1 protein-coding gene is annotated in these 279 nt (G+C 60.6%); it reads left to right on the forward strand.

Annotated features, from left to right (window positions below):
- A partial coding sequence (locus ACTFO6_RS18660) for a TRAP transporter large permease subunit (RefSeq protein ID WP_439935860.1) occupies positions 1-279 on the forward strand: 279 nt, incomplete at both ends.

Below are 279 nucleotides of genomic sequence, written 5' to 3' on the forward strand. Positions count from 1 at the left end.
GATCTTTCCTGGGCTCATCATGGCCGGCCTGTACCTGTTGTTCATCCTCGTCCTCTGCCTGGTGCGACCGGACTTCGGTCCCCGCATCCCGCCAGCGCCGGACGACCCTCCCTTCGGACTGAAACTCAAGATCACCCTGCACGCGCTGGTGCCGCCCCTCCTCATGATCTTCGCCGTGCTGGGCTCCATTATGCTCGGCTGGGCGGCCCCCACCGAGGCAGCGGCCCTTGGGGGATTCCTGGTAGTTTTTTTTGCACTTTTTTTTCTACGGTTTGTTTT

It is taken from the genome of Pelomicrobium sp. G1 (genome assembly GCF_051905455.1).
GTDB lineage: Bacteria > Pseudomonadota > Gammaproteobacteria > Burkholderiales > UBA6910 > Pelomicrobium.